This window comes from Symbiopectobacterium sp. (assembly GCF_047692315.1).
Classification (GTDB): Bacteria; Pseudomonadota; Gammaproteobacteria; order Enterobacterales; family Enterobacteriaceae; genus Symbiopectobacterium.
Map to the genome: position 1 here is coordinate 182,894 of NZ_JBLLJS010000024.1, position 21,462 is coordinate 204,355.

At 38.8% G+C, this 21,462-nt stretch carries 19 protein-coding genes and 5 pseudogenes; 20 read left to right on the plus strand and 4 right to left on the minus strand.

Translation table 11 applies throughout. The features are described from left to right. The first annotated feature begins 15 nt into the window (after nt 1–15). The 19 genes and pseudogenes from wzc (at nt 16) to ACMZI0_RS15500 (ending at nt 17,124) form a co-directional block, all read left to right on the plus strand. A pseudogene (gene wzc, locus ACMZI0_RS15410) lies at nt 16–2,189 on the plus strand (tyrosine-protein kinase Wzc). 70 nt (nt 2,190–2,259) lie between these two features. After that, nucleotides 2,260–2,577 (plus strand): oligosaccharide flippase family protein, encoded by a 318-nt coding sequence (locus ACMZI0_RS15415; protein ID WP_415673606.1) that lies wholly within the window; start codon nt 2,260–2,262, stop codon nt 2,575–2,577. 168 nt (nt 2,578–2,745) lie between these two features. Continuing rightward, entirely contained in the window at nt 2,746–3,327 is a 582-nt protein-coding gene (locus tag ACMZI0_RS15420) for an oligosaccharide flippase family protein (protein WP_415673607.1), read from the plus strand. Between the two features lie 28 nt (nt 3,328–3,355). Continuing rightward, nucleotides 3,356–3,562, plus strand: a complete 207-nt coding sequence (locus ACMZI0_RS15425; RefSeq protein WP_415673608.1) for a polysaccharide biosynthesis C-terminal domain-containing protein — start codon at nt 3,356–3,358, stop codon at nt 3,560–3,562. A 201-nt stretch (nt 3,563–3,763) separates the two neighbouring features. Continuing rightward, nucleotides 3,764–3,982, plus strand: coding sequence for a hypothetical protein (locus tag ACMZI0_RS15430; protein ID WP_415673609.1), 219 nt, complete (start codon nt 3,764–3,766; stop codon nt 3,980–3,982). Further along, the gene (locus ACMZI0_RS15435; protein WP_415673610.1) at nt 3,982–4,428 is read left to right on the plus strand and encodes a hypothetical protein; all 447 of its coding nucleotides are present in this window, start codon (nt 3,982–3,984) and stop codon (nt 4,426–4,428) included. Before ACMZI0_RS15430 ends, ACMZI0_RS15435 begins: the two co-directional genes overlap by 1 nt. Before the next feature lie 29 nt (nt 4,429–4,457). Continuing rightward, entirely contained in the window at nt 4,458–5,903 is a 1,446-nt protein-coding gene (locus ACMZI0_RS15440; RefSeq protein ID WP_415673611.1) for a polysaccharide pyruvyl transferase family protein, read from the plus strand. After that, nucleotides 5,900–6,169: a hypothetical protein gene (locus tag ACMZI0_RS15445; protein ID WP_415673612.1), complete on the plus strand. Its 270-nt coding sequence runs from the start codon at nt 5,900–5,902 to the stop codon at nt 6,167–6,169. The genes ACMZI0_RS15440 and ACMZI0_RS15445 overlap by 4 nt, the downstream gene beginning before the upstream one ends. A gap of 244 nt (nt 6,170–6,413) precedes the next feature. Continuing rightward, complete coding sequence (locus ACMZI0_RS15450; protein ID WP_415673613.1) at nt 6,414–7,019, plus strand: glycosyltransferase; 606 nt, start codon at nt 6,414–6,416, stop codon at nt 7,017–7,019. A gap of 40 nt (nt 7,020–7,059) precedes the next feature. Next, nucleotides 7,060–7,227: pseudogene (locus ACMZI0_RS15455) on the plus strand (glycosyltransferase); the annotation flags it as partial. Between the two features lie 1,687 nt (nt 7,228–8,914). Then, a pseudogene (locus ACMZI0_RS15460) lies at nt 8,915–9,912 on the plus strand (glycosyltransferase family 4 protein). A gap of 10 nt (nt 9,913–9,922) precedes the next feature. After that, nucleotides 9,923–11,071, plus strand: a pseudogene (gmd, locus tag ACMZI0_RS15465) (GDP-mannose 4,6-dehydratase). Between the two features lie 10 nt (nt 11,072–11,081). Continuing rightward, nucleotides 11,082–12,047 carry a GDP-L-fucose synthase gene (fcl, locus tag ACMZI0_RS15470; protein WP_415673675.1) on the plus strand — a complete coding sequence of 322 codons (966 nt, stop codon included), beginning with the start codon at nt 11,082–11,084 and terminating at the stop codon, nt 12,045–12,047. A 2-nt stretch (nt 12,048–12,049) separates the two neighbouring features. After that, the gene (locus tag ACMZI0_RS15475) at nt 12,050–12,511 is read left to right on the plus strand and encodes a GDP-mannose mannosyl hydrolase (protein ID WP_415673614.1); all 462 of its coding nucleotides are present in this window, start codon (nt 12,050–12,052) and stop codon (nt 12,509–12,511) included. Between the two features lie 7 nt (nt 12,512–12,518). Continuing rightward, nucleotides 12,519–13,919, plus strand: coding sequence for a mannose-1-phosphate guanylyltransferase/mannose-6-phosphate isomerase (locus ACMZI0_RS15480; protein ID WP_415673615.1), 1,401 nt, complete (start codon nt 12,519–12,521; stop codon nt 13,917–13,919). Nucleotides 13,920–13,924: 5 nt separating this feature from the next. Continuing rightward, nucleotides 13,925–14,689 carry a glycosyltransferase family 2 protein gene (locus ACMZI0_RS15485; RefSeq protein WP_415673616.1) on the plus strand — a complete coding sequence of 255 codons (765 nt, stop codon included), beginning with the start codon at nt 13,925–13,927 and terminating at the stop codon, nt 14,687–14,689. Further along, nucleotides 14,676–16,109, plus strand: a complete 1,434-nt coding sequence (locus ACMZI0_RS15490; RefSeq protein ID WP_415673617.1) for a phosphomannomutase — start codon at nt 14,676–14,678, stop codon at nt 16,107–16,109. Before ACMZI0_RS15485 ends, ACMZI0_RS15490 begins: the two co-directional genes overlap by 14 nt. 416 nt (nt 16,110–16,525) lie before the next feature. Next, nucleotides 16,526–16,627, plus strand: a pseudogene (locus ACMZI0_RS15495) (hypothetical protein); the annotation flags it as partial. Between the two features lie 35 nt (nt 16,628–16,662). Next, the gene (locus tag ACMZI0_RS15500) at nt 16,663–17,124 is read left to right on the plus strand and encodes a hypothetical protein (protein WP_415673618.1); all 462 of its coding nucleotides are present in this window, start codon (nt 16,663–16,665) and stop codon (nt 17,122–17,124) included. Nucleotides 17,125–17,289: 165 nt separating this feature from the next. Here ACMZI0_RS15500 and rfbD read toward each other — a convergent pair whose 3' ends face one another. The 3 genes from rfbD to rfbA all read right to left on the minus strand — a co-directional run bounded on the left by rfbD (nt 17,290) and on the right by rfbA (nt 19,681). Next, complete coding sequence (gene rfbD / locus ACMZI0_RS15505) at nt 17,290–18,135, minus strand: dTDP-4-dehydrorhamnose reductase (RefSeq protein WP_415673619.1); 846 nt, start codon at nt 18,133–18,135, stop codon at nt 17,290–17,292. After that, the gene (rfbC, locus tag ACMZI0_RS15510) at nt 18,135–18,668 is read right to left on the minus strand and encodes a dTDP-4-dehydrorhamnose 3,5-epimerase (RefSeq protein ID WP_415673620.1); all 534 of its coding nucleotides are present in this window, start codon (nt 18,666–18,668) and stop codon (nt 18,135–18,137) included. The genes rfbD and rfbC overlap by 1 nt, the downstream gene beginning before the upstream one ends. A gap of 140 nt (nt 18,669–18,808) precedes the next feature. Continuing rightward, entirely contained in the window at nt 18,809–19,681 is an 873-nt protein-coding gene (gene rfbA / locus ACMZI0_RS15515; RefSeq protein ID WP_415673621.1) for a glucose-1-phosphate thymidylyltransferase RfbA, read from the minus strand. A 200-nt stretch (nt 19,682–19,881) separates the two neighbouring features. Here rfbA and ACMZI0_RS15520 point away from each other — a divergent pair, with 200 nt between their 5' ends. Continuing rightward, complete coding sequence (locus ACMZI0_RS15520; protein ID WP_415673622.1) at nt 19,882–20,787, plus strand: sugar phosphate nucleotidyltransferase; 906 nt, start codon at nt 19,882–19,884, stop codon at nt 20,785–20,787. Nucleotides 20,788–20,845: 58 nt separating this feature from the next. On the opposite strand, the gene ACMZI0_RS15525 is transcribed toward ACMZI0_RS15520, so the two are convergent. Continuing rightward, nucleotides 20,846–21,295, minus strand: a complete 450-nt coding sequence (locus ACMZI0_RS15525) for a lysozyme (RefSeq protein ID WP_415673623.1) — start codon at nt 21,293–21,295, stop codon at nt 20,846–20,848. Between the last annotated feature and the right edge of the window lie 167 nt (nt 21,296–21,462).

The window sequence follows — 21,462 nt, forward strand, 5'->3', positions numbered from 1 at the left end:
TTCTCAGAGAAACCGATGGCAGAGAAAAATTCAGTGAAAACATCTGAAATTGATCGTTCAGATGAGATTGATTTGGGGCGATTGCTTGGAACTCTGCTAGATAATCGTTGGTTAATTATTGGTGTGGCGGCGCTGTTTACCATTGTTGGTATTATGTATGCCATGCTCGCCACACCGATTTATAAAGCGGATGCATTGATTCAGGTGGAGCAAAGCGGTGGCGACTCACTGCTGAAAGATTTCTCCAGCATGCTGCCGGATGCTAAACCGCAGTCTGCTGCAGAAATTGAGTTGATTGAATCGCGCATGGTAATCGGGAAAACCATTAACGATCTGGCGTTAGATATTGATGTGCGTCAGAAGTATTTCCCAATCGTCGGACGCGGTATTGCGCGTTTAATGGATGCTGAGCCAGGCCAAATTGCCGTCTCGCGTCTTGATGTGCCCGACAGTTGGCAGGATGAGCCGCTGACGCTGAAAGTGATCGATAAAGAGAATTACACCTTAACGGGGGGGGAGACACTGTTTCTTTTTCCGGTAAAGTTGGGCAGGTTGAGAGCCATAACGGTATTAATCTCTTGGTGAGTGATATTCAAGCTGAGAACGGTACAGTTTTTCGCTTAAGAAAACTTAACCCATTAACGGCAATTAATAACCTATTAGATGATTTTACCGTTGCCGATAAGGGTAAGGATACTGGGGTTTTAGGTTTAAGCCTTGAGGGCACCGACCCTATGCTAACAACCAAGATTTTAAACAGCATCAGCCAAAACTATTTGCAGCAGAACGTAGAACGAAAATCAGAAGAAACAGGGCGCAGCCTTGAGTTTTTAAAAGAACAATTACCGAATGTTCGTGGTCAACTGAATGATGCAGAAAATAAATTAAATACCTTCCGACAACAGAATGACTCTGTTGATCTCTCGTTGGAAGCAAAAGCAGTTTTAGATACTATGGTGTCTGTTGAGTCTCAGCTTAATGAATTGACCTTTAAAGAAGCAGAGATCTCCAAACGCTACACCCGTGAACACCCAGCCTATCGTGCGTTGATGGAAAAGCGCAAAACGTTGCAGCAAGAACGTGACAAGCTCAATAAACGTGTTGGGGCTATGCCGAAAACCCAGCAGGAGATTCTGCGCTTAACTCGCGATGTTCAGGCAGGGCAAGAAGTGTATATGCAACTGCTGAATAGACAACAGGAACTGAGCATTAATAAAGCCAGCACCGTAGGCAACGTCCGTATTATCGATAAGGCAGTTGTTCAGCCTAAGCCAGTGAAACCAAAAAAAGCATTGATTGTGCTATTAGCAATGATTTTAGGCGGAATGGTATCCACTGCATTTGTCATTCTGAAAACTTTGTTGCATAAAGGCATTGAAAGCCCTGAGCAACTGGAAGAGTTAGGGATTAACGTTTATGCCAGTGTGCCGCTTTCTGAATGGCAGCAGAAAAAAGATAACGCATTGCTAGCAAAAGGTAAAAAAGTAATACTCGCTCTACGGAGTTGCTTGCGATAGGTAACCCTGCCGACTTGGCTGTTGAAGCCATTCGCAGTCTGCGCACCAGCCTTCACTTCGCGATGATGGAAGCAAAAAACAATGTGCTGATGATTTCGGGTGCGAGCCCCTCTATTGGTAAAACCTTTATCAGTGCTAACCTGGGGGGCGGTAATTTCACAAGCAGGTCAGCGTGTGCTAATTGTTGACTGTGATATGCGCAAAGGTTATGCCCATGAGTTGATGGGGGTGCAAAGCAACAATGGCCTTTCCGATATTCTTTCAGGACAGATACAAGCAAAGGATGCTGTGCGCAAGACGCATATGGAAGGTATGGATTTTATCCCGCGCGGTCAGGTGCCTCCTAATCCTTCTGAATTGCTAATGCACAGCCGTTTTGCTGAATTTATTAAGTGGACGGCAGAGGATTATGATTTAGTGCTGCTAGATACGCCTCCCATTTTGGCGGTGACGGACGCGGCTATTATTAGCCGCCATGCTGGCACTTCACTGCTTGTCGCGCGCTTTGAAATGAACACCGTAAAAGAAATTGAAGTGAGCATTCGCCGCTTTGAGCAAAATGGTGCTGAGATTAAAGGTGTAATTCTTAACGCCATTGTTAAACGTGCAGCCAGTTATTATGGATATGGTAATTATCACTACTATACTTATGATTATAAATCCAATAAATAAGGCGATAGCGTAAGGGAGATAATAACATTTCCCTTACCGTTATATTAACAAAATAATTTGTGAATTAGGTTTGAATATTTTAAAAAATATATTTTGGATGCTATCTGAAAAGATTATAAGGTTAGCATTAAGTGTTGTAACAAGTGCCTTGATTGCGCGATATTTAGGACCGCAAGGCTTCGGGGAGCTTAACTATTATATCGCTTTGTTATCAATAGCTATTGTTCTCTCTTCTGTAGGATTCAATAGAATTATTGTGCGGGATGTTGTGCAATCAAGGGATAATGTAGAAGAACAAAATGTTATTATTCAACTGCCTTATATATACGTTTGCTATTTTCTTCCCTTATTATTATTGCAGTTTTTTACTCCTTTTCTCTTCCAATGAAAATGAAATACTAGCTACTGGTATGATTTTTATATCATTAATATTTACATCATTTGATGTGTTGGATTTTCATCAACAAGGGTTTTCTTCGTTTAAGCAGGTTAGTATATGTAGAACAATTACATTTTTTATTAGCGCAATAATTCGATTGGTTTTCATATATTTTCATTGGATTTCTTATGGTTTGTTTTTGCTGTATTAGTTGAATATATTATTACGGCAATGGGATTAATGTATGTCAGTTATAAAAATAAAATTATTTTTCCTTTTGCAATTAAATTCTTTTCAATTGATAAAGCTAAGGTCTTAATAAGAGAGTCATGGCCTGAAATCATAGCGGGATTTGGTGCGGTTTTGTTTATGAAAATGGATCGGGTTATGCTGCAAGTAATACATGGTTCTGAAAGCGTGGGGATATACTCTGCAGCAACGAGGATCAGTGAGGCTTGGTACTTTGTTCCTGTAGCGGTAGTTTCAGCAACGTTTCCTAAAATTATTCACTTGAAAAAGAAATCTGAAATTGAATATTACAAGTCAATTGCTGCGCTAAGCTCAGCATTAGTTTATATGGCTTTATCTGTAGCTATATTTTTCTCAATTTTTGGTGGTGATATTATAAGCATTATATATGGAGAAGAATATACGAAAAGTTCTATGATCATTGTATGGCATACATGGGGAGCAATATTCTTGTGCATGGAAATTACATCTGGATCTTGGTTAGCAGAAGAGAAAAAAATTAAATATTAATTTGTATCGTAATCTATTTGGATTGGCTGTGAATTTTACCTTAAACTTTATTCTAATACCCATATTGGGAGCTCAGGGTGCAGCCATTGCCACTGTAATAGGTTTAGCCTCTGCATTTTATCTATTCGATTTGTTTTTACCATCACTTAGACCTATTTTTTGGATAAAAACGAAATCGATTTTTCCTGCTGAGTTTTATAAATGTGTCACATTGTTTATAAAATCAAAAAACTGAAATTTTGGATTTAATCTTCATGAAGTTTTCATCGCTCATTAATCAATATAAATATCTCTTTTCTGATCATACAACGCGTTTGCAAAAACCACTTGTTATCCAATTTCCTGTCATTGATATATGTAACTCTAGATGCCAGATGTGCCGTATTTAGGAGAATAAAAAAGTACCGATATTTCTGTTGCACAACTTCAGCAAGGGTTGAATAGTTCACTTTTTGATGAGGTTGAGGGTATTGGTTTTAATGGTGGCGAACCTACACTTAGGACTGAACTTGCAGAATTAGTTGAAGTTGTTGTTAATTCATTGCCAAAGTTGAAACATGTGTCATTAATTACAAACGCTTATAAATACACGCAAGTTATAGAAAAAATTGAAATCATAGCCCCTATTATTAAAAAAATATTAATTTTGATGTAATGGTATCCATAGATGGATATGGTGAAGTTCATGACCGGGTCAGAGGTCGGAGTGGAAATTTCAATAATGCACTTAAAGTTATTGAATTTTTACAAAACTACCCACTTGTTAATAATGTAAGAATTGGATGTACCGTAATTAGAGAAAACGTATATCATCTTCCTCAATTACTTGAGTTTTGTATATCAAAAGGATTATATATAAAGTTTAGACAAGGTGTACCTCATCAACGACTTTACACAGAAAACTTACTAGACCCGTATGCGCTGACTGTTGAAGAGAAATATGAATTTGTTGAATTTCTAGAAGGTTTAATCTCATACTACGAAAAAAGCATTATGCAACGATTCTTCTATCGTTCATTAATCCAACAAATAACGAACCAAGAATCGCTGGTTGTGATTGGCGTCACCGAGGGGAGACAATTACTGCGAAAGGTGAACTAGCCTATTGTGCTGTTCAAAGCAAATCATTGATGAAAAATATAGCTGAAGGTGATCCTAATGACGCTTATTTTTCAAATGAAGCACATCTAAAAGATATTATTAGAACTAAATGCGATACTTGCCATCATGACTATGTTGGTATTCCAGCTAAAGAGCATTATCGTCGTTTATTCGTTGAAAGACTTGATGAAAAATTTAAAATAAAACGAAAGGTACGCCAGTTTCCTGGTTTTAATATTCTTAATAGTTTGCGTAGAAAGAGCGAATTTAATAAAAGTCTAAATTATTTTAGAACATCTGTAACAACACCTAGCGTTCAGCTGAAAACAAATCAAATAAAAATACTCATATGCGGCTGGTATGGAACAGAAACATTAGGTGATGAGGCTATTATTGGTGGCATAATGCGTAGCTTTCAGCAATGCCTGGGAGAGAACGTACAATACATCGTAGTTAGTTTATTCGAATACATAACTCGTATGACTGCGTCACAAATGCCAGAATTTGTTAACGCCAAAATAGTTACGCCTGAGCAGGGAATTTCAGTAATTAAGAGTATGGATTATGTAGTATTTGGTGGTGGTCCGTTAATGGGGATTGACACATTAGCTCCTGTGCAAGCTATTTTTGAAACCGCGAAACTGCATAACGTTAAAACGGTGATAGCTGGATGTGGTGTAGGGCCTTATGGCGAAAGTTGGCATAATATCAGTATAAAAAGAATTTTAGATCTTTCGGATATTCGGATTTATCGTGATCAAAGGTTAAAAGAATATGCTGCAGAATTTGGTGTAAATATTACGAGCGACGTAGTTGCGGAAGATCCTGCATTTACTTGGCTGGCATATATGTCGGCTGAAAAAACAGGAAATAATGATGGTAATAAGAAGGTGTTACTGTTGGGACTAAGAGATTTTCCCTACGAAGAATATGCCCGACATATACCCTATAGTAAAAGGTTAGCTATTAAAGATAACTATGAAAAAACAGTAGTAAAGGCGCTTGCTATTTTATCACAAAGATATCCTAATCTGATAATTAGACCATTACCAATGTGCACTAATCATATTGGTTCAGACGATCGTTGGTTTTACCGCCGTTTATTTAGAGGTAGTAATGAATTAAAGAATATCATTGATGATTCGCTACTCGGCCATGAAATGTCACTAGTAGAGTATTGTCAAGCATTCAAATCCGCTGACGCTCTTTTGGCGATGAGATTTCACTCGCTTGTATTCGGGCTGGAGATCGGTGTTAACTCTGTTGCCTTAGATTATACCCTTGGAAAAGGGGAAGTACGTTCATTAGCTGAGAAACATAATGCTGTTCTAATCTCTATGATTGATCTTGATGAATATCACTTAGCTAACGCTATTGAAACCGCGCTAGATGCAGAAAAAAACAAAGCAATTAGCGCCGATAATTTGCTTTTTACCAGTCTATTGAAAGCTAAATTAGCTGAGGGTTTTCTATGAAGGTACTTCATCTTTGTTATAGTGATTTGGATGGGGGCGCTGCCCGAGCAGCTTATCGATTGCACATAGCTCAGCGACGCTTTGGTATTGATAGCCACATGTTAGTTGTTAATAAGTTATCTGATGACGATAACGTTCATGCAGTATCTAAATGGAATAATGTTAGAATTAAAATCATCAATTATTTAACATATAAATGTTTGAGGGTTAATAAAAAAATAGAACTGGGATATATTCAATTAATTTATTTTCATCAGGACTGGTAAAGTATATAAATCAATTAGATCCTCAGGTGGTTAATCTACATTGGATTGGTGGAAATATGCTTTCCATCGGAGAAATAGGTAAACTACGGCAACCGATTGTATGGACTTTACATGACATGTGGGCATTTTCCGGATATGAGCACTATGAAGATTTAAATAATCCCGGACAATATATAAATGGTTATAAAAAATAGTAAGGTGTTGTTTGATTTAAATAAAATAGTTTTTTAGTTAAAAAAATAAAGTGGGGAGGGAAAAATTCTATATTATTGCCCCCAGTCATTGGATAGGTAATTGTGCGCGAAATAGTATATTATTCCAAAATAAAAAAATAAATGTTATCAGCAATTGTATAGATCATGAGAGATATAAGCCTGTTGATAAGTTCTTAGCGAGAGATTTATTTAGATTACCTCAAGATAAAAAATTAATTTTATTTGGAGCAAGTAAGGAACGGGATGAAGACAATTTAGATATAAAAGAACATTATCTAGGTAAGTTAATGGACGATATTTCGCTAAACTTACTTTATTCAGCTGTAGATGTATTTGTCGCTCCATCCCTACAAGATAATTTACCAAATACAATTGTTGAATCCCTTGCAACTGGCACGCCATGTGTAGCGTTCAATATCGGTGGAATGAGTGATTTGATATCTTCGGAGTTATTTGGCTCATTAGTTGATAAAGTAGACTTAGTTTCTCTTGCAGGTTCAATAGTTAAGTCATTACAAACAAAACATAAACAAAATGTGATAGCTAAAAATAGTTTTATGATTCGTAATGAAAACTGTATTGCTCAAGAATACGATGAAGTTTATAAGTTCTACATAAATCAAAATAATGAATGAAAATGAATATTTTGCTTAAAATTACAGTTATAATAATCATGAATTGAAGTTAACTATTGATTCAATTTTAAATCAGACTTATTCGAATATCGAGTTTGTTATTATTGACGGGGGGTTAACAGATGGAACTGTCGATGTAATAAAAAGAATAGTAAGTTTATTGACTGCTGGGTTAGTGAATCGGATAGAGGGATTTATGATGCAATGAATAAGGGGGTTTTACTTGCGACTGGTGATTATGTTATTTTTATGAACTCAGGGGATAGATTTTATGATAGTGATGTTTTACAACATATTGTAATCAACTCGGGTTGTAAAGATGATATTATCTATGGGGATCACTGGACACTAAACTCTAATGTTAGTAACGGTCATCATAAAGCGAAGGAGGTGGAAAAAATTAAATATGGAATGATATGTTCTCATCAAAGTATGTTGTTTAGGCGAAGCATATTGATTCATATTTTTCAAAAAAATTTAGTTTTTTTAAGTTGAATGGTGTTATTGTCTCCTATTACCGGGCTGGTGGCGTGTCGGATAAAAAAAGAATTAAATCGTTAAGTAATTCGTACAAGGCTTTTTGTGATAACTTAAAATGTACATCAGATATTAAATTCTTTTATCTATGGAGATTAACCATGGAAATCGGGAAGATAATTTTGAAATGGGTCACTAAAAAATTGTGATCATTTCTATTTCTATTTCTTTGTTTTATATTCTGGTATATAGATTCTATCTGGGATATCCAATAGACTTTTATTATTTTATGTGCTTTGGTGTTTTGTACTATATTCCATCACCTTATCTTATATATTTGTCTGGGGCTTTATTGAGTTATCCTGGTATATCGGCGTGGCGAGATTATCTTTTTTCCGCATCAACAAAATATGAAAAAATATGTATTGTTTTTTTCGTATTTACCGTGTTGATTTTTTCTAAATAAATTATTTTCGAAAATCACTATATTAAAATTAAGAATGGTAAATATATCTTCATTTTCTTTGTTTTTTTCTTTACTATGGTTTTGTGTTTATATTTATGGTATTCAGCGTATGAAGCCAACCTTCTCTTTAGCGGTTATATATCAGAATATAGTACACGAATAATGGGGAATATGGCGACAGCAAATTTACTACTGAATTTTTAGCACTATATTTTAACTTTATCAATAAAATTAGAATAAAAAAATATATATGGCTTTAATCATGATTAATTCTCTTTTCCTGCTGAGCATGGGGGGCGGATGTATGTCGTTACAATCATGATTCCATGGATAATGATTTATGTAAATAATATGCAAGAATTAAATAATTTTTTGAGTAAATTTAAGACTAGTTTAATAGTGTTGCTGTTAATTATATTGTTTTGTGCAATAGGAATATTCAGATTGGGGATAAATGATTTTTCATTCCTTATGTATATTTTTTGCAGAGCCAATTTTACAAGTTATTCTTCAGTTACCTATTTATTATATAATTCTGGCATGCCGTTACTAAATAATGGTATTCTTTTTATTAGTTCATTTCTTGGGGTAATTCTCTCATTCCTCATCGGGAACAAAGACTCGTTGTATCTTCTTCTGGAGCATTTAGGTGTTTATTACGAATCTCCTTTTGGAGTTACATCTGTTGTTGTTTATTTGTTTACATCTTTTGGTTTAATTGGATCGTTTGTTTTTATTGGTTTTTTGACTTTTTTATAGTTTGCTTTCCAAAATGGCTTCAATGTGTATGTTTTTTAAGACATTCTATTTATCTGCCTTATCAATTGTGCCATTCATATTTTTTCGTGAGTCTTTTATATATCTACTAGAATTGTAGTATTCCCATTATTTATCCTTCCTATGTGTATTTTTGTATTTGATCGTTGCTTGTTCATTTTCTTAATAAAATGAATTGATGATTGTATTTGATAATGTTATTCGATCACTTCAATCTTATGGTGGGATATCAGTATATTTTGATAATCTTATTAATAATACAATCAAAGATAATTTGGAATGTGAAGTAATAAATTATGATGATTTTGATAAAAGAAGAGGGGCGAACTTAAGTAAGTTATTAGAAAGATATAAACTATGTAATTGCAAAAATATTCAAGAGGGTGTATTTCACTCCAGTTATTATCGCTTACCATCAGAATTCAATTTATCTATTGTTACAACTGTACATGATTTTACATATGAGAAATTTATCAAAGGTCCTGCGCTTTGGGTACATCATTGGCAAAAAAGTAAGGCCATAAAAAATAGTAATTTGGTTATTTGTGTCTCACAGAATACGGCCAATGATCTTTTGAAGTACATGCCAATACCAGAACATAAAATAAGGGTTGTTCATAATGGTGTCTCCGACAATTATCATCCTTTATCTCCCAATCCAACTATAAATAATGAAGTGCTTTTTGTCGGAGGCCGTTCAAGATATAAAAATTTTAATTTGGCAATCCAGGCAGTTTCTTCTATGCCAGAACTGAGATTATCGGTTGTAGGTGGTGGTGATTTCTCCGAAAAAGAAAAAGCTTTATTGAATGAATTAATACCAGGGCGGTATAAGTGGTTAGGTCGCCTTAGTGATGCTCAGTTAAATGCTGAGTATAATCAAGCCTATGCAATTCTTTATCCATCGAGTTATGAAGGTTTTGGAATACCAGTATTAGAAGCGATGAAAGCAGGTTGTCCAGTAATTGCTGTCAATTCCTCATCAATACCTGAAGTTGCTGGGGATGCTGCGTTCTTGACTGAAGGGGCGCATAGTGATGCGTTTGTAGAAGGCTTAAGTATGTAGATGCAAATAGAGCGTATCTCAAAGGTAAAGGTTTTTTACAAGTAAGTAAGTTTTCATGGAATAAGTGCTATCAAGAAACGTTGAGTATATATAAAGAGTTAATGTAAGTATCTTTTCGTGACGGTTAATTTATTAGGTTTAAGTTATGACAAAAAAATCGCATTAATTACTGGAGTTACAGGGCAAGATGGATCATATCTGGCTGAGTTTTTATTAGAAAAAGGATATGAAGTTCATGGCTTGAAACGCCGCTCATCACAATTTAATACTAATCGTATTGACCATATTTATCAGGATCGTCATGCAGATAAACAAAATTTTATTCTTCACTATGGTGATTTGACTGATTCATCAAATCTTATAAGTCTTATTCAGAAAATACAACCAGATGAAATATACAATCTTGGTGCTCAATCACACGTTGCTGTTTCTTTTGAATCTCCAGAATATACAGCTGATGTTGATGCTATAGGCACATTAAGATTATTAGAAGCGATTAGAATTAATGGGCTTAGTAATAAAACAAAATTCTATCAGGCTTCGACATCTGAGCTATATGGTTTGGTCTAAGAAATCCCTCAAAGAGAGACGACACCTTTTTATCCTAGGTCTCCATATGCGGTCGCAAAATTATACGCATATTGGATTACGGTTAACTATCGTGAATCATATGGAATTTATGCTTGCAACGGTATTCTTTTCAATCATGAATCACCGCGTCGTGGTGAAACATTTGTAACACGTAAAATTACTCGTGCAATTGCGAATATTTCGCAAGGCATTGAACAGTGCCTTTATTTAGGTAATATAGACTCTCTGCGTGATTGGGGACATGCTAAGGATTATGTACGCATGCAGTGGATGATGTTGCAACAGGACAAACCAGAGGATTTTGTTATTGCGACTGGAAAACAAATTTCTGTTCGTGAATTTGTAAAGATGTCTGCAAAGGAAGTTGGGCTTGAATTAGAGTTTAAAGGTGAAGGGGTTGATGAAATCGGAACTGTTGTTGGAAAAACTTCAGACTGTGCAGTTTCCGTAAATATTGGTGATGTTATCGTCCGCGTTGATCCCCTTTATTTCCGCCCTGCTGAGGTCAAAACTTTATTAGGTGAGCCAACTAAAGCAAAGGACAAACTCGGCTGGACCACTGAAATTACTGTTGAAGAAATGTGTGCTGAAATGATAGCGAGTGATCTTGAAAAAGCTAAGCAGTTAGTTTTGCTGAAAAAACATGGTTATGATGTTTCTGTCTCTTTAGAGTGAAAATATATGTCTGCAAAAAAAACGTATTTATATTGCAGGCCATAACGGTATGGTTGGTTCTGCAATTTTTCGTGCACTAAGTGCTAATGATAATGTTGAGTTGATACATAGAACGCATAGTGAACTTGATTTAACATCACAGGCTGCTGTGAATAATTTTTTTAATACCACTAAAATTGATGAAGTCTATCTTGCTGCCGCCAAAGTTGGAGGGATTCACGCAAACAACGAGTGCCCTGCAGATTTTATCTATCAGAACTTAATGATTGAAGCTAATGTTATCCATGCAGCGCATCAAGCTGGTATTCAAAAATTACTTTTTCTAGGCTCAAGTTGTATCTACCCTAAATATGCAGCTCAGCCAATGTCTGAAGATGCTTTATTGACAGGTGTGCTGGAATCAACAAACGAACCGTATGCTGTTGCAAAGATTGCTGGTATCAAACTTTGTGAATCTTACAATCGTCAGTATGGTCGGGATTATCGTAGTGTGATGCCAACAAATTTGTATGGCGTGAATGACAATTTTCATCCTGATAATTCACATGTAATTCCTGCTCTACTTAGACGCTTTCATGAAGCGAAAGAGAGTAATAACCCCACTGTTACAGTGTGGGGGAGTGGTCTCCCGATGAGAGAGTTTCTTTACGTAGATGATATGGTATCAGCATCTATCTACGTTATGAACCTTGACCATGAGGTCTATGCTAAAAATACACAGCCAATGCTTTCCCATATCAATGTTGGTACGGGAGTCGATTGTACAATTCGACAATTAGTAGAGACAATGGCAAAAGTTGTAGGTTATCATGGGGAAATTATTTTTGATGCAAGTAAACCTGATGGAACTCCTAGAAAATTGATGAGTGTTGATCGCCTTAGTTGTTTGGAATGGACATATAAACATGATCTTTTTACTGGTCTAAAGTTGACTTATGCCTGGTTCACAAAAAATATTAATTCATTTAGACGCTAACGATGTGTCAACGACTAGATAAAGATCTTTTCCGAACTATTGTTGTTAATACACCTTTAATTTCAATAGACCTCATCGTTAAAGATGAGCAAAGCCGGGTTTTACTTGGGAAGAGAATAAACCAGCCAGCGCAAGGATATTGGTTTGTGCCTGGTGGTCGTATTTTTAAAGGTGAATCATTTCAATCTGCTTGCACGAGAATTTGTAATGAAGAACTAGGAAGACCTATAGAAATTACACATGCCCGATTTTTAGGTGTGTATGAACATTTCTATGAAAACAACTTTTCTGGTGAAGATTTCCCAACTCATTATGTAGTTCATGGGTATGAAATTAATAGTAATTTAAATCTTTTACTTCAACCTTTAATACAGCATGAGTGTTTTCAATGGATAAGTGTACCAGACCTTCTTAGTTCTGATACGGTACATCAATATACAAAAGATTATTTCATAATTAGGTGATAGGATTATGTTGCTTCCTGTAGTAATGGCCGGTGGATCAGGAACAAGGCTTTGGCCTCTTTCGCGTACCTTGTATCCAAAGCAATTTTTGTCTTTAAATACGAAGATGACAATGTTGCAAGAAACATTAAGGCGGTTAGAAAAAATAGAACACCATGATCCATTGATTATTTGCAATGAGTCCCATCGTTTCATTGTTTCTGAACAATTACGGAATGTAGGATACACGCATAGCGGGATTTTACTTGAACCTGAAGGGAAAAATACAGCGCCAGCGGTTGCACTTGCAGCTATCCAAGCTAGTCGGACAGGAAACGATTCTATTATGCTTGTATTGGCGGCAGATCATGAAATATTAAATGAAGAAAAATTCCTTTTATCAATACAACAAGGAATTCCATTCGCCGAGCATGGAGATTTGGTTACATTTGGCGTTATTCCTTCATGTCCAGAAACCGGCTATGGCTACATTCGCCAAGGCGAAAAACTCTCTGAGGGAGGATTCCGTGTTGCGGAGTTTGTCGAAAAACCTGATTTATCAACCACAGAGCAATATTTAGATGACGGTTGTTATTTATGGAATAGTGGAATTTTCATGTTCAAAGCGTCAGCCTATTTAGCTGAGCTTAAAAAATACCGACCTGACATTCTTGGTGTATGCGAACAGTCGTTAATGTCACCACAACAGGATTTGGATTTCATTCGTATTAATGCTGATTGTTTTCACTCGTGTCCCGAAGAGTCTATAGATTATGCAGTCATGGAAAGAACGGAACATGCGGTAGTTGTTCCACTTGATGCTAAGTGGAGTGATGTCGGTTCTTGGTCTGCGCTATGGGACATTAGTAATAAAGATAATTCTGGCAATTCTGTTCGAGGCGACGTGCTAATTGAAGATGCTAAAGATAATTATCTTTATTCTCAGCATCGCCTTATTGGTGTTGTGGGTGTCGAGGATTTAGTTGTTGTTGAAACGAAAGATGCGGTATTAGTCGCGCATAAAAGCAAGGTCCAAAAAGTTAAGGACATTGTTTGCCAATTGAAGGATCATAATAGGCCTGAATATCTTCAGCATCGTAAAATTTTTCGTCCCTGGGGTAGTCACGATACAATTGCCGAAGGTGCAAGATTCCAAGTCAAGCATATTACAATAATGCCAGGTAAAAGAACTGCAAAGCAAATTCATTATAATCGTACTGAACACTGGATTATCGTATCTGGCACTGCTAAGGTTCATCTTGAAGATGAAATGATACTTGTTACTGAGAATGAATCAACTTTTATACCTGTTGGCATGCCTCACGCTATTGAAAATCCCGGTAAGATCCCCTTGGAGATTATTGAAGTTCGGTCAGGAGTATATCTTGATGAAGATGATGTCGTCCGTGTTTCTGATTCTGAGGCCTGATCACAATGCGCATTTCAATAATTACAGCAACATTCAATAGTGAAAAAACGATAGGCGATACCTTGCTTTCAATTGAGCGTCAGTCGCATAGTGATATTGAGTATATTATCATTGATGGCGCTTCCAAAGATGGAACAATTCACTTAATTAATAAACTAAGTACTAAAGTATCTAAGATAATAAGTGAGCCAGATAAAGGAATTTATGATGCTTTGAATAAAGGTATCAATATTGCAACTGGTGAAGTAATAGGTTTCTTACACTCAGATGATTTTTTTGCTTATGATGATGTATTAAAAGACATTGCAGAAGAATTCGAAACAAGAAATTGTGATGCAATCTATGGCGATTTAGAATATGTATCACAGCATAATGTTGATAAGTGCCTACGAGTATGGAAGAGTGGCATCTTTAGTAGAAATAAATTGCTACTGGGCTGGATGCCTCCCCATCCATCCTTCTATATGAAGCATTCCTGTTATATTAAATATGGCTGTTTTTCACTTGATTATGATATAGCTGCGGATTATGATTCAATATTAAGATATCTCTTTAAAAGTAAAATTATACTCTCATATATCCCTAAGGTTCTTATAAAGATGAGAGTGGGTGGTCTTAGTAACCGCTCTATAAAGATTATGGCGAAAAAGTCTTTAGAGGATATAAAGATTATGAAAAGCAATAGAATTCCATGGCCATTAGCTCTCGTTGGTAAGAATTTATCAAAAATCCCACAATTCATTAAAAAGAATCATTATGTTAAAAGCTAACAGTGTTATTAAAAGTAGTCGAATTACATTTGGTACGAGTGGTGCCAGAGGCTTGGTTGTCGATTTTACCTCAGATGTTTGTGCAGCATTTACGCATGTTTTTCTAAGTGTTGTCAAGGGAGAGTATAAATTTGATAGTGTTGCTATTGCTGTGGATAATAGACCAAGCAGTTTATCAATAGCAAAATATGTTGCATCTGCAATTGAAAAACACAACTTGAAAGTTGTTTATTATGGAGTTGTTCCCACACCAGCTTTAGCATTTCGTGCATTAGCAGATAACGTTCCTTGCATTATGATTACTGGTAGTCATATTCCTTTTGATAGGAATGGAATGAAGTTTTATAGCCCTAACGGTGAAATTACAAAAGAAAATGAAATCCAAATTATCGAGAGTACTTACGAATTCAATACTTCTGATGAATTTTCAGAACTAGTTACTTGTAATGATGCTGCTCAAACATATATTGAACGCTATACTTCAATTTTTTCTGATAAACCGTTGTTAGGAAAACGAGTTGGTGTTTATGAGCATTCTAGTGCTGGTAGGGAATTATATGCCAAGATATTCTCAACTTTAGGTGCAAATGTCATTTCTTTGGGGCGTAGTGATAAATTTGTGCCTATCGATACTGAAGCGATTAGTGATGAAGATAGTGCACTAGCATTAAAATGGGTAGAGGAATATAAGCTTGATACGATTTTTTCTACTGATGGTGACGGAGATAGACCTTTAGTTGCTGATGAAAATGGAAAGTGGTTAAGAGGCGACATTCTTGGATTATTGTGTGCTGATAAACTTGGTATTGAAGCTGTAGCTGTTCCTGTAAGTTGTAATACCGTGATTGAAAAATCTGGAAAATTCAAGTGTGTTAAAAGAACCAAGAGCGGATCACCGTATGTAATTGATGCTTTTTCAGAGCTAACAGGTATGTATTCATCAATTGCAGGTTTTGAAGCAAATGGTGGATTTATACTAGGATCGGATGTTTACATTAATAACATTCGGTTATCCGCACTGCCAACGAGAGATGCAGTTTTACCGGCATTAATGTTAATTAGCTCCATTCGTGAACAACCTATTTCAAGTTTAGTTGATTCATTATCTGCACGTTACACGTCTTCAGACAGACTTAAAGATTTTCCTATAAATCGTAGCGAATATTTTATTGGTTATGTATTGAATTATTCCGATTTATTTATTTCTGAGGTAGGACTTCAAAACATGACTTGTTCAAATATCGATACTACTGATGGAGTTAGAATGTTATTTAATAATGGAGATATTATTCATTTAAGGCCATCAGGAAATGCTCCTGAGTTAAGATGCTATGCAGAATCTTCAAAACAGGAAATGGCAAAAAAATATGTGGAAGTAACATTGATGTATCTGTCTACGGCCTCAAAACCCTTAGAATAGTGTTAAGTTATTTTTATACTCGCTGTAGACTATCTTCTATATTTGGTGGTTTTGCCAAAGAGCTATGTACAAATAGTGATGGAAAGTATTACTGGTGGGGATATTTGCATATTTTATATTTTTCTCTTGGCATGCCAGCTATATTAATTATTTTTTAGTTAGTTAACTCTACAGCGTGGTAATTATATTTACGCTTTTAGAATATATGCTTAATAAATGAACCTGCATGAGATGTAGCTAACAAGGTGATGCTCCTTTCACAGTTCACAGTAAACCCCTTGCCACTCACCATCAATGTCGGTATCGTTAACGCGCACCTGCAAAATCAGGTGCCAGGATTGGGACCCTGCCTGACTTCACTGACGACACCAAGCGCGTTTGCGCTTTTTTTGTGTCGTGCGCTTAGCTGCACTTCTATGGTGGGCCGGGCGGGGGCATCGCAAGATGCGCCGGTGTCAGCGAGGCCGGTAGTTCCAACCCCGTCCGGTTCCACCACCCAAGAGATTGGAACCTCAGGTGGCGGGAATATACGATACTCACTGGAGGCTTCCTTATGGCTACACCCCTCAATCAAGCACACCCGTTACTTGTTCTACCCTTCAATGCGGATACCGATTTCACCACACTGGCCGAGCACTGTGAGCACTTTACAGATGCTATGCTCGAAAGTGACGATATTGCGCTGAAGTTGGCTCTGAGTGGGCGACTCGCTGCCTGCCTTAGTTTATTAAAATCCACACTGAATGAGCCCATTCCGCCGCATCTTATTGAGAGCCTGACCGTTGATGCGCTCCCTGCCACTTTTCCGCATTTTGAGCCCGATGCTGAATCTCTCTGCGAATATTGCCAAATGCTGGTGCAATTGTTCACAGAGCAGAAGCTATCTTCACAAACGTCACCGGTTTTGATCGGGCTATTGTCTGAGCTGGTTTGGTATTTTGTAGCTGGCCTAAAAGCCTCGCGTTGGTTAAAAACCGAAAATGGCATAAACGAGATTGATGAATTGATGGCGTAAATCGACTGGCGGTGGTTGCTACTGATTTGCTAAACCCCAAATTGCATTGATTTGCCTAAAACGGGAAACAGGTTTAGATATTATTCATTCAAAAGGAGGTCCTCCGCTTTCGCGGAGGATAACCGGAGAGGGCGATAGCAACAAAAACCGCCATTCCGAAGATGATCAAATTGTCTTATTCAGCGCGCTTTGCCAGTCAGATAATGCAATTCCTAACCCCTGAATCTTCCCACCTGCTAAGGTCGAATATGCTGGTCGATGTGCTGGCGTAGGGTATTGCGCTGTTGTAATTGGCGTTAGCGCAGGGGCTTTGCTCAGTACTGATTTCTGCACCGCGACAGAAAAGATCGCCTGAGCAAATTCAAACCAACTCACTTCTTTATCACCTGCGTAATGATAGATACCACCTGCGGCATTTTGTTGTAACAGTGCAATAATCGCCTGTGCCAAATCACCGGCATAAGTCGGGCAGCCGCGCTGGTCGTCCACAATGCTTAATGCATCACGCTCTTTGCCTAAACGCAGCATGGTTTTCACGAAGTTATTGCCATATTCGCTAAATACCCAGGCGGTGCGCACGACAATCGCATCCGGTGCTGCGCTGCTAACGGCAACCTCGCCTGCAAGCTTGGTTTTGCCATAAACGCTGAGCGGGTTAGTCGGGCTCTCTTCGGTGTAGGGCGTGCTGGCATTGCCATCGAAAACGTAGTCAGTAGAAACGTGCACTAGACGAATGCCGTGCTGAGCCGCAACGCTTGCCAGATTAGCCGGGCCTGCGGCATTAATGCGCTCCGCCAGATCCGCTTCACTTTCTGCTTTATCCGCTGCGGTATGGGCCGCTGCGTTAACAATGGCATCCGGTTTAAAAGCCAGCACTGCAGAGTTCACCTGCTCAAGATCGGTAATATCCAGTTTTGTAGAGTCTGTGGCACGGATTTGCCAGTCAGTTGGCAACCGGTCTTGAAAGCAACGACCAAGCTGACCATTAGCACCGGTCAATAGCACTTTCATCAGTCCAGCTCCTTGAAGCGTTTGCCGAGTTTGTCCTTTTCTGAAAGCAATGGAGATTCCAGCGGCCATTCTATGCCTAAATCAGGGTCATTCCACAGCAGGCAGCCTTCATCGGAAGGTTGGTAATATTCCGTGCATTTATATTCAAAATCGGCAATGTTTGAGAGCACGACAAACCCGTGTGCCAGCCCCGGCGGTAGCCAAAATTGCGTTTTGTTTTCTTCAGATAACGACACGCCAAACCACTTGCCGTAGCTAGGGGAATCTCGACGAATGTCGACTACCACATCATAAATTTCACCGCGCACTACACGCACCAGCTTGCCTTGTGGTCGTGTTTTCTGGAAATGCAGACCACGCAATACGCCTTTGCTGGAGCGTGAGTGGTTATCCTGCACAAAATCCAGATCGATATTCAGCATTTGCTGATAACGGTTTTTCTCAAACGTCTCTAAAAAAAATCCGCGTGCATCACCAAAGACCTTGGGTTGAATCACTTTTGCACCGAAAATGGGGGTATCGATAACTTGCATAGTGTTTGTTCAATAATCGTGAGGTTAATTGTGTTTTTTGTACCATAAATCCCCAGCCTATGCTTAGGATGGTAAAACCAGCGTTGCTGAGCATAATAAAAATCAAGCATTCACAAGTGTTATAACAAGTTATCGGCTTGCTAACGCGTTTCTTCAACCAGGCGCGCTAGATACTGCCCGTATTGCGTTTTGCTCAGTAATTGGGCTTCTTTTGCCACTTGTTCACGGGAGATCCAGCCCTTACGGAAAGCGATCTCTTCCAGGCAGGCCACTTTCAGTCCCTGACGTTTTTCAATGGTATGAATAAACTGTGAGGCTTCAATCAGGCTATCATGAGTGCCGGTGTCCAGCCAGGCAAAGCCACGACCAAGTATTTCAACGTTGAGTCTGCCTTGCTCCAGATACATCTGGTTCAGCGTGGTGATTTCAAGTTCGCCTCGAGCCGAGGGTTTCACCTGCTTGGCCATCTCGACGATATCCTTGTCATAGAAATAGAGTCCGGTCACCGCCCAGTTAGATTTAGGCTTAAGCGGCTTCTCTTCGATGGAAAGGGCTTTGAAACTTTCATCAAATTCCACCACGCCAAAACGCTCAGGGTCGGTCACCTGATAGCCAAACACCGTTGCGCCTTGCTCTTGGGCCACCGCACTTTCCAGCTTTTTACCGAAACTTTGACCGAAGTAGATATTGTCACCCAAAATCAATGCACAGCGTTCACCGTTGATAAACTCTTCGCCGATAATGAATGCCTGTGCCAGCCCATCTGGGCTTGGTTGTTCCGCGTAGCTGAGGTTGATACCAAAGTGGCTGCCATCGCCGAGCAAGCGCTGGAAGGAGGGGAGATCTTCCGGGGTGCTGATAATCAAGATATCCCGAATGCCTGCCAGCATCAGCACAGAAATCGGGTAATACACCATGGGTTTGTCATAGATGGGCAGGAGTTGCTTCGAGATACCTCGGGTGATGGGGTAAAGTCTTGTGCCGGAACCACCTGCTAATACGATGCCTTTCATTATGTTAACCTTCGCTGTGGATACTTGAAGTAGCAGGCTGTAATCATACAATATCGATGCGGAATTGTCTGAACTATAAGAATAGTTACGCCTTTCAGGTAGCGTTGTTGACAATTGGGTGTAACCTTATTCTCACGGCCACGTTATGATGGCAAAAGAATGACAACGGATAAGTTAAGAGAGTTTAAGAGAGTTAATGCATGGCAACAAAATTGAAAGCGATTATCCCCGTCGCTGGGCTGGGTATGAACCTGCTGCCGGTGACAAAAGCGATCCCAAAAGAGATGCTGCCGTTGGTGGATCGCCCGGTAATCGAAAAAATCGTTAACGAGTGCGTCAATGCAGGTATTAAAGAGATTGTGCTGGTTACGCACGCTTCCAAAAATGCGATTGAAAACCACTTTGATACTTCTTTCGAGCTGGAATCCCTGCTGGAAGAGCGCAAAAAACGCCAACTGCTGGCCGATGTGCAATCCATCTGCCCGCCGGGCGTGACTATCATGAACGTTCGCCAGGGCGAAACGCTGGGGCTGGGCCATGCCATCAATTGCGCCCGCCCGATAGTGGGTAACAACCCGTTTGTGGTGGTGCTGCCCGATGTGGTAATGGATGAGGCCAGTGCCGATCAAAGCAAAGAGAATCTGGCGCAGTTGATTGCCCGTTTTGAAGAAACGGGCAACAGCCAGGTGCTGGTGAAACACCGCCCTTACGAAGTGCTGCCGGAATACTCCGTGGTGGAGTGTGCCAAGCCGTTAAACCACGCGGGGGATGCTGCGGCAATCACCTCGATGATCGAGAAACCGGAAGAGGGGTTTGATTTGTCTGCGGTCGGGCGTTATGTGCTGTCGGCTGATGCCTGGTCAATTCTGGCAAAAACGCCTGCCGGTGCTGCCTGGGGCCGTATTCAACTGACGGACGCCATCGCCGAACTGATTGAGCAAAACCATCAGGTGGATGCGGTGCAGATGGCGGGTCGCAGCTTTAACTGCGGGCGTAAGTTGGGCTATATGCAGGCATTTGTGGCCCATGGCTTGCGTAATCCTGAGTTTGGTGATGCGTTTAAAGCCAGCATTAAAGCGCTGTTAGAGCAACCCGCAAAAAGCTAATGGTTCCACCTGTGTCCCCGGGTTTATAGATGCCCGGGGCTCTGGGGGATTGTGTCTTTTATGCTTTTAAAAAGAGTTCCTTTTCCATTTTCCTACGATATGTAAGCCCGGGTATTTCTCTTCCACCAGCATTGTTCCATTTTGAGAACTCATTGGCTGCAAGTTCGTAATTCCCTTGATTCAGGTACTTTAATAATGTCGATTTTCTGACATTCCCTGTACCGATATTGAAAGAAAGAGAGACTAATACGTCAAATTGGTTTTGATTAATATCCACGGTAACAATAGTACTAATATCATGTTCAAAACGGTTAAGGTCTTTGAGTAATAAATCATCTGCTTCATAATGTGTGATTTTATCTAAATACCTTTCTTCCGGCATAATCAGGTAGCCATAGCCAATTGTCCATTTTCCTACCACATCCTGATATTTTTCAAGCCTGAGTCCTTCAAACATTTTTATCAAATCTAAACCTGATTGGCCAATTTTATTCGGTATGTTTGCCATTGGATGCTCCATATATAAATGTCATGAGTTAATATTATTGTGTTGCTCCATCCTGTTTCACAGTAGGTGTAGGTACTACCATTTCCTCATCAATCGAAATAAAGTATTTTAATTGATGAGGAATTCATTGCGGGAATAGTGATGGTAACCCGCTTGTTTTCCCAGCG

Coding starts and splice junctions, on each gene's coding strand:
- rfbD (WP_415673619.1), bottom strand. CDS start 18,135: ATGAAAGTGCTATTGACCGGTGCTAATGGTCAGCTTGGTCGTTGCTTT.
- rfbC (WP_415673620.1), bottom strand. CDS start 18,668: ATGCAAGTTATCGATACCCCCATTTTCGGTGCAAAAGTGATTCAACCC.
- ACMZI0_RS15525 (WP_415673623.1), bottom strand. CDS start 21,295: ATGGCAAACATACCGAATAAAATTGGCCAATCAGGTTTAGATTTGATA.
- ACMZI0_RS15440 (WP_415673611.1), top strand. CDS start 4,458: ATGAAAAATATAGCTGAAGGTGATCCTAATGACGCTTATTTTTCAAAT.
- ACMZI0_RS15490 (WP_415673617.1), top strand. CDS start 14,676: ATGTTAAAAGCTAACAGTGTTATTAAAAGTAGTCGAATTACATTTGGT.
- rfbA (WP_415673621.1), bottom strand. CDS start 19,681: ATGAAAGGCATCGTATTAGCAGGTGGTTCCGGCACAAGACTTTACCCC.
- ACMZI0_RS15435 (WP_415673610.1), top strand. CDS start 3,982: ATGGTATCCATAGATGGATATGGTGAAGTTCATGACCGGGTCAGAGGT.
- ACMZI0_RS15475 (WP_415673614.1), top strand. CDS start 12,050: ATGTGTCAACGACTAGATAAAGATCTTTTCCGAACTATTGTTGTTAAT.
- ACMZI0_RS15485 (WP_415673616.1), top strand. CDS start 13,925: ATGCGCATTTCAATAATTACAGCAACATTCAATAGTGAAAAAACGATA.
- ACMZI0_RS15480 (WP_415673615.1), top strand. CDS start 12,519: ATGTTGCTTCCTGTAGTAATGGCCGGTGGATCAGGAACAAGGCTTTGG.
- ACMZI0_RS15500 (WP_415673618.1), top strand. CDS start 16,663: ATGGCTACACCCCTCAATCAAGCACACCCGTTACTTGTTCTACCCTTC.
- ACMZI0_RS15520 (WP_415673622.1), top strand. CDS start 19,882: ATGGCAACAAAATTGAAAGCGATTATCCCCGTCGCTGGGCTGGGTATG.
- ACMZI0_RS15445 (WP_415673612.1), top strand. CDS start 5,900: ATGAAGGTACTTCATCTTTGTTATAGTGATTTGGATGGGGGCGCTGCC.